Origin of the sequence: Erythrobacter sp. MTPC3 (assembly GCF_042854385.1) — a bacterium.
GTDB lineage: Bacteria > Pseudomonadota > Alphaproteobacteria > Sphingomonadales > Sphingomonadaceae > Erythrobacter.
Window position 1 is genome coordinate 1 of record NZ_BTGP01000023.1, and the last position, 6309, is coordinate 6309.

8 protein-coding genes are annotated in these 6309 nt (G+C 65.2%); 2 read left to right on the top strand and 6 right to left on the bottom strand.

What is annotated here, in order from left to right; genetic code table 11:
- Both ACGHU1_RS16655 and ACGHU1_RS16660 read right to left on the bottom strand, forming a co-directional pair.
- Positions 1–1135, bottom strand: a 1135-nt coding sequence (locus tag ACGHU1_RS16655) for a copper resistance system multicopper oxidase (RefSeq protein WP_390588807.1), incomplete at its 3' end; no start/stop codon positions are given.
- Positions 1136–1249: 114 nt separating this feature from the next.
- Positions 1250–1483, bottom strand: coding sequence for a hypothetical protein (locus ACGHU1_RS16660; protein WP_008832340.1), 234 nt, complete (start codon positions 1481–1483; stop codon positions 1250–1252).
- A gap of 108 nt (positions 1484–1591) precedes the next feature.
- Here ACGHU1_RS16660 and ACGHU1_RS16665 point away from each other — a divergent pair, with 108 nt between their 5' ends.
- Entirely contained in the window at positions 1592–1861 is a 270-nt protein-coding gene (locus ACGHU1_RS16665) for a hypothetical protein (RefSeq protein WP_008832339.1), read from the top strand.
- 173 nt (positions 1862–2034) lie between these two features.
- Here the strand turns inward: ACGHU1_RS16665 and cueR are convergent, their stop codons facing one another.
- A complete protein-coding gene (gene cueR / locus ACGHU1_RS16670; protein WP_019054720.1) occupies positions 2035–2529 on the bottom strand; it encodes a Cu(I)-responsive transcriptional regulator in 495 nt (164 codons plus the stop codon).
- Positions 2526–5054: a heavy metal translocating P-type ATPase gene (locus ACGHU1_RS16675; protein ID WP_174302247.1), complete on the bottom strand. Its 2529-nt coding sequence runs from the start codon at positions 5052–5054 to the stop codon at positions 2526–2528. Before ACGHU1_RS16675 ends, cueR begins: the two co-directional genes overlap by 4 nt.
- A 163-nt stretch (positions 5055–5217) precedes the next feature.
- Here ACGHU1_RS16675 and ACGHU1_RS16680 point away from each other — a divergent pair, with 163 nt between their 5' ends.
- Positions 5218–5415: a heavy-metal-associated domain-containing protein gene (locus tag ACGHU1_RS16680; RefSeq protein WP_008831365.1), complete on the top strand. Its 198-nt coding sequence runs from the start codon at positions 5218–5220 to the stop codon at positions 5413–5415.
- A gap of 49 nt (positions 5416–5464) precedes the next feature.
- Here the strand turns inward: ACGHU1_RS16680 and ACGHU1_RS16685 are convergent, their stop codons facing one another.
- Both ACGHU1_RS16685 and ACGHU1_RS16690 read right to left on the bottom strand, forming a co-directional pair.
- Positions 5465–5815, bottom strand: coding sequence for a helix-turn-helix domain-containing protein (locus ACGHU1_RS16685; RefSeq protein ID WP_008831366.1), 351 nt, complete (start codon positions 5813–5815; stop codon positions 5465–5467).
- Between the two features lie 109 nt (positions 5816–5924).
- Positions 5925–6308, bottom strand: a complete 384-nt coding sequence (locus ACGHU1_RS16690) for a DUF305 domain-containing protein (RefSeq protein ID WP_157410353.1) — start codon at positions 6306–6308, stop codon at positions 5925–5927.
- Position 6309 lies beyond the last annotated feature (1 nt).

A 6309-nucleotide genomic window follows, 5' to 3' on the forward strand; every position in this document is an offset into this window, starting at 1 on the left:
CATGGTCCATGCCGCCCATGCCCATATCCTTCATGGTCAGCGTCGGTCGCTCGCGTAAGGGCGGCACCGCCGCGACCATACCCGGGCGCGGTGCCAGCGTTGCGCGGCCCATGCCCGACCGGTCGATCGATTCGGCGACGAAAGTGTAGGCCCGGTCCTCGTCGGGGCGGACGATGACATCATAGGTTTCGGCGGTCCCGATCTGGAATTCGTCGACCGCCACCGGCCGGACATTCTGCCCGTCGGTCCCGACGACGCTCATCTTGAGCCCCGGGATGCGGATGTTGAAGATCGACATCGACGAGGCATTGATGATGCGCAGCCGAACGCGCTCGCCGGGACGAAACAGGCCCGTCCAATTCTCCTGCGGGCCGTGGCCGTTGATCAGATAGGTGTAGGTCGTCGCCGATATGTCGGCGATGTCGGCGGGGTCCATCCGCATCTTGCCCCATTTGAGTCGTTCGGACGCGCTCATCGTCTCGCCGGGACCGCCCGCGATCAGGCCGGACAGCGTCTGTTTCTGGCGGTTGAAATAGCCGCCTTCCTGCTTGAGCTTGTTGAACAGCTGGTGCGGGTCGAGGAAGGTCCAGTCGGACAGCACGACGACATGCTCACGGTCATAGCCGATCGGGTCGGCGCCCGCGGGGTCGATCACGATCGGCCCATAATGGCCGAGCTGTTCCTGCAAGCCCGAGTGGCTGTGATACCAATAGGTCCCGCTTTGTTTGACCGGGAATTCATAGGTGAAGAGCGAACGTGCCTTGATCCCGGGAAAGCTGATCCCGGGAACCCCGTCCATCTGGAAGGGCAGGATCAGTCCGTGCCAGTGGATCGAGGTTTCCTCGTCGAGGGTGTTTTCGACATGGAGGCGCACATTCTGGCCCTCGCGGAGCCGGACCAGCGGCGCCGGCAATACGCCGTTGAGCGTGATTGCCCGGCCTGCGCGGCCGCCGACGGTGAAGCGGCTGTGCGCGATCTTGAGGTGGATATCCTCGCCGGTCAGCGTCGGGAGGGTGGAAAGGGTGCCGGGGGTTCCGCTTTGCGCCCAGGCAGGAAACAGCCCCGCGATCGAGAGGCCCGCGGCGCCGACGGCGCCGGCGCGGAGCAGCATCCGCCGTTCCATTGTGTGTGTCATGTCTGTCTGTCCTTTGCACGGCATCGCAAAGGGTACCGCCAAGGAGGCGGCAACCGTGCCGTTTTCATTCGGGAGAAGTAGTCCGGGGCGGCATATGCCGCCCCGGAACCGGCGCTATTTCGCTTTGGGGGCGCCGTCGGCCTTCGCGACCATGGCCGCGTGCATCTTCTTGCAGCGCTCCATCATGTCGGCGTCGGGCTTCATCTTGCCGTCCGCCATCATCGCGTCATGCGCCGGCATCGGCTTGTCCATCGGCGCCGAAGCGCCGTGGCCGGCATGAGGATCGGTCGCTTGGGCGGCCGCAGGGGTTGCGACCGTCAGGGCGGTCGCCATCAAAAACATGTTCATCGTCAAAACTCCGAAAAAATAGTGTGGGACTATGTCTCGGAGTGTTTGCGGGGAGGCCGGGGTTCAGCTTCGGGGGTCAGGCCCGAAAGCTCGTGAAGGGCGAGGCCGATGGCCTTTGCCGCGGCATCCGGATACGGCCGGTCGCCGAGGACCGGCAAGAAGCAAACCGATGCACAGACGTTGACGCAGGCTGCGGGCGCGCAGGGCTTTTCGCTGCGGCTCTTCTCGGGACAGCTCGACGCCGACCCCATCGACGCGCAGCTCGTCATCTGGTCCATGGCCGCGGCGTTCGACGTCGCCAGCGGCGACACGAACAAGGCAAGCGCGACGAGCAGCGAAGCGATCAGCCGCGTCATGGCTTCGCATCCGCGACTATGACGGCGCGGACATGCGGCAGGGATGGAAAATTATGCCTGGTCTTGCTCATCGCTCTTGTCCGTGCGCCCGGGCCAAGCCTTCCGGCTTGACCCCGCGCATCTATTGATACGCATGCCAAGGCGCCATCCCTCATGTTCGCCGCAGCGGCTCGCATTTTTCGGGCGCCGATCATCTCAGTGCCCGCGCACGCGCGAACCGGCGACCGGCCGCCGCGCGAGCTGCTCGCCAGCCGTGCCGAAGCGTCGCGGCGCGCGCGGCTCGACCGCCGCGGGCGCGCCATCGCCCTCCGCCAGCCCCTCGATAATCGGGCAATCGGGGCGGTCGTCGCCGTGGCAATGATCGGCCAGCGTCTCGAGGGTGCGAACCATGGCTTCGATCTCGGCCATTTTTTCCCGGAGCCGTTCGATATGCTCCAGCGCGAACGCCTTGACGTCGGCGCTGGCGCGGCTCCGGTCGGACCATAGCCCGAGCAGTCCGCCGATCTGCTCGACGGTGAAACCGAGATCGCGCGCGCGGCGAACGAAGCGCAGCCGGTGCACGTCGGCCTCGTCATAATCGCGGTACCCCGAGTCATGGCGCGCGGCCTTGGGGATGAGGCCCGTTTGCTCATAATATCGGATCATCTTGGTCGAGACGCCCGACATTCTGGAAGCCTGGCCGATATTCATGCTGGCGTTCCTCCCGTGCTTCTGTCGGACGCGATCACAGGCCGGAAGGCCTTGAGACGCAGCGCATTGCTTAGCACGAAGACGCTCGACAGCGCCATCGCGCCCGCCGCGAAGATCGGCGAAAGCAGCGTGCCGTTCAGCGGATAGAGCGCGCCCGCGGCGACCGGGATCAGCGCGGCATTATAGCCGAACGCCCAGAACAGATTCTCCTGGATGTTGCGGATGGTCGCCTTCGACAGCGCGATCGCGTTGACCACGCCGCGCAGGTCACCCGACATCAGCACGACGTCGGCGGATTCGATCGCGACATCGGTGCCGGTGCCGATCGCGAGGCCGACATCGGCCTCGGCGAGCGCGGGTGCGTCGTTGATGCCGTCGCCGACGAAGGCGACCTTGCGCCCGCCCGCGCGCAGCCGGTGGAGCGCATCGACCTTTCCGCCCGGAAGCACTTCGCCCACCACTTCGTCGATCCCGAGCGTGCGCGCGACGGCATCGGCGGTCGCCTGATTGTCGCCGGTGATCATTGCGACCTTCAGACCGAGATTGTGGAGCGCGCGGATCGCCTCCGGCGTCGTATCCTTGATCGGGTCGGCGACCGCGATCACTGCCGCGAGCTTGCCATCGATCGCAGCGTAGAGCGGCGACCGGCCAAGCGCGCCGAGTTCGGCCGCCTTCGCAGCGAAGGCCGATACATCATGCCCGAGCTTCGTCATGAAGCGGTCGGCGCCGACCTCGACATCATGCTCGCCGACCCGCGCCGACACGCCATAACCGGGCGTAGCCTCGAACGTGGTGGGCGATGCCAGGATCAGGTTCCGCGCCTTCGCCGCCGCGACGATCGCTTCGGCGATCGGATGCTCGGACCGGGTCTCGACGCTCGCGACGAGTGCCAGCACCTCATCATATTCGAATTCGCTCGCTGGTTCGAGGTCGGTCAGTTCGGGGCGGCCCTTGGTGAGGGTGCCGGTCTTGTCGAGCGCCACGACGCGAACATCGCGCAGCGTTTGCAGGGCCTCGCCCTTGCGGAACAGCACACCGAGTTCGGCGGCGCGCCCGGTGCCGACCATGATCGACGTCGGCGTGGCGAGCCCCATCGCGCACGGGCAAGCGATGATCAGTACCGCGACGGCGTTGATCAGCGCGAAGGTCAGCGCCGGGTCGGGCCCGAAGACGAGCCAGATCAGGAAGGTCAGCGCGGCGATTCCCATCACCGCGGGGACGAACCAGGCGGTCACCTTGTCGACCATCGCCTGGATGGGGAGCTTCGAACCCTGCGCCTGCTCGACCATCCGGATAATCTGCGCGAGCAATGTGTCGGCACCGACCTTGGTCGCGCGGAAGGTAAAGGCACCGGTCGTGTTGATCGTGCCGCCGACAACCTCGGCGCCCGCAGCCTTGGCGACCGGCACGGGCTCGCCGGTGATCATCGCTTCATCGACCCAGGACTGGCCGTCGACGACCTCGCCATCGACCGGTACGCGCTCGCCGGGACGCACGTCGACGATATCCCCGCTGACGACGTCGGCGAGCGCGACGTCGACAACCGCCCCGTCGCGTATGACGCGTGCGGTCTTGGCCTGCAATCCGATAAGCCGCTTGATCGCTTCGGACGTCCGCCCCTTGGCCTTGGCTTCCAGATAGCGGCCGAGCAGGATCAGCGCGACGATTACCGCCGCCGCTTCATAATAGACATTGGCGGTGCCGGGAGGAAGCACGCCGGGGGTGAAGGTCGCAACGAGCGAGTAACCCCAGGCGGCGCTGGTTCCGAGTGCGACGAGCGAGTTCATGTCGGGCGTCCCGCGCAGGATCGCGGGAATGCCCTTCCGGAAAAAGCGCAGGCCGGGACCGAACAGCACCAGCGTCGTCAGCGCGAACTGGATCAGCCAGCTCGTCTGCATGCCAATCGTGGCCATGACAAAATCATGCACGGCCGGCACGAGGTGCGATCCCATTTCGAGCAGAAACACCGGCAGCGCCAGCACCGCGGCAAGTTGCAGCGAGCGACGAAGGCCCGTGAGTTCGGCCTCGCGCGCCGCGGCCTCGCGGTCGGGCGCGGCGGCATCGGCTTCGAGCCGGCGCGGCGTATAGCCGGCGCGGCGGATCGCGGCTTCGAGATCCGCCGGCGCGACAAGCCCGCTGCGATACCGGATGCTGGCGCGTTCGGTCGCGAGATTGACGCTTGCGGCGGCAACGCCGGGAACCGCCCTCAGCGCCTTTTCGACATGGCCGACGCACGAGGCGCAGGTCATGCCCTCGACCCCGAGCTCGACCTCGATTTCGGGCACCGCATAACCGGCCTCTTCGATTGCCTGCACCACCGCCAGCGGATCGGGCGTGCCCGCAAAGGTCACATCGGCGCGTTCGGTCGCGAGATTGACGCTGACGCCGGCGACCGCGGGGAGCTTGCCGATCGCCTTTTCGATATGCCCGACGCATGAGGCGCAGGTCATCCCGGCGACCGCAACGCTCAGTTTCTCTTGCTCCGCGGCGGGCGCATCGCCACCCGTGCTCTGTTTCAACTCCATCACATCGGACATCGAAAATTCTCCGGTTTCATTCGTTGAGACAGAATGTGGGGTTTCCAACGATGGGAAGGTCAAGCGGTAAAAAACGCGCGTCCGACCCATTGACCTTGCCATCGTTGGAAACCCCATATCCGGATCATCAGCAGAAACCGGAGGTTCCAAGATGATCCAATTCGACATTCCCGGCATGACGTGCGGCGGTTGCGCGCGGTCGGTCACGAAGGCCATCCACAGCATCGATGCCGACGCCCGCGTGGTGCCCGATATTCCGGCGCGCCGGGTTACGATCGAGAGCAGCCACGACCGCGCCAAATTCGTCGAGGCGATCCGCGCGGCCGGCTATGATATGCAGCCGGCATAAGTGAGAAAGGTCCGGGTCACCTCGGGGTGGCCCGGGCAATGGCCCCGGCCTAAAGATCGCCCGCGCTGAAATAGGCTCGCAGCCGCTGCATGAGCGGGGGATCCAGCCGGATGTAGCATCGGCGTCCGTCGACCGGGTCGGGGATGCGCGAGACAAGCCCGGCGTCGCACAGTTTCTGGATCAGCCGAAGCGCACTGCTCATCGGCAATCCGGCCGTCACGCACACGGCGCTGATCGAAAGCGGCTTGCGCTCGCATTCGTGAATGAAGAGATCGATCAGCATTTCCCATGCCGGCTCTCCGAAGAGATCGTGCGCCCCGACCAACTGCTTGCGAAGCGTACGCCGGCGAAGGAGCCGTTTTGCATTGTCGCGGGCATGTTCGGTATCCCGATCCATCATGACGAATGTCGACGTGCCCGATCCGCGCGCTGTGCCGGCAATCAGGACGCGTATCGTTCAACGCCGCCGGAGCGCCGGCAGCCGGCAGACGCCAATTGGAAAGGCCGGGTCATTTTCTCGCGAGAATCGATTTCATCTGGTCGATTTCCGCCGTCTGCGACCGGATGATCTCACCGCACAATTTGAGGATCTCGGCATCGGACAGCGAGGCCTGCTCGCACATCAGGATGGCACCCGAATGATGCGGAATCATCGAGCGCAGAAAGGCGGTATCGTCGATCGTCGTCTGGGTCCGGATGAGTCCGAAGCTCCCGAAGAAGGCGACCGCCGATCCGAGGAGCAGCAGCATATTGAGACGCCTGGACGGAAACATGTCGGGCATCGCGACGATCATCATCACCACCATCGGCGATGCCATCATGAGCGTCATGTAGAGCATGTTGAGATTATTGTAGAAGCTCGAGAGGCGGTCGATCATCACGAACATGACCAGG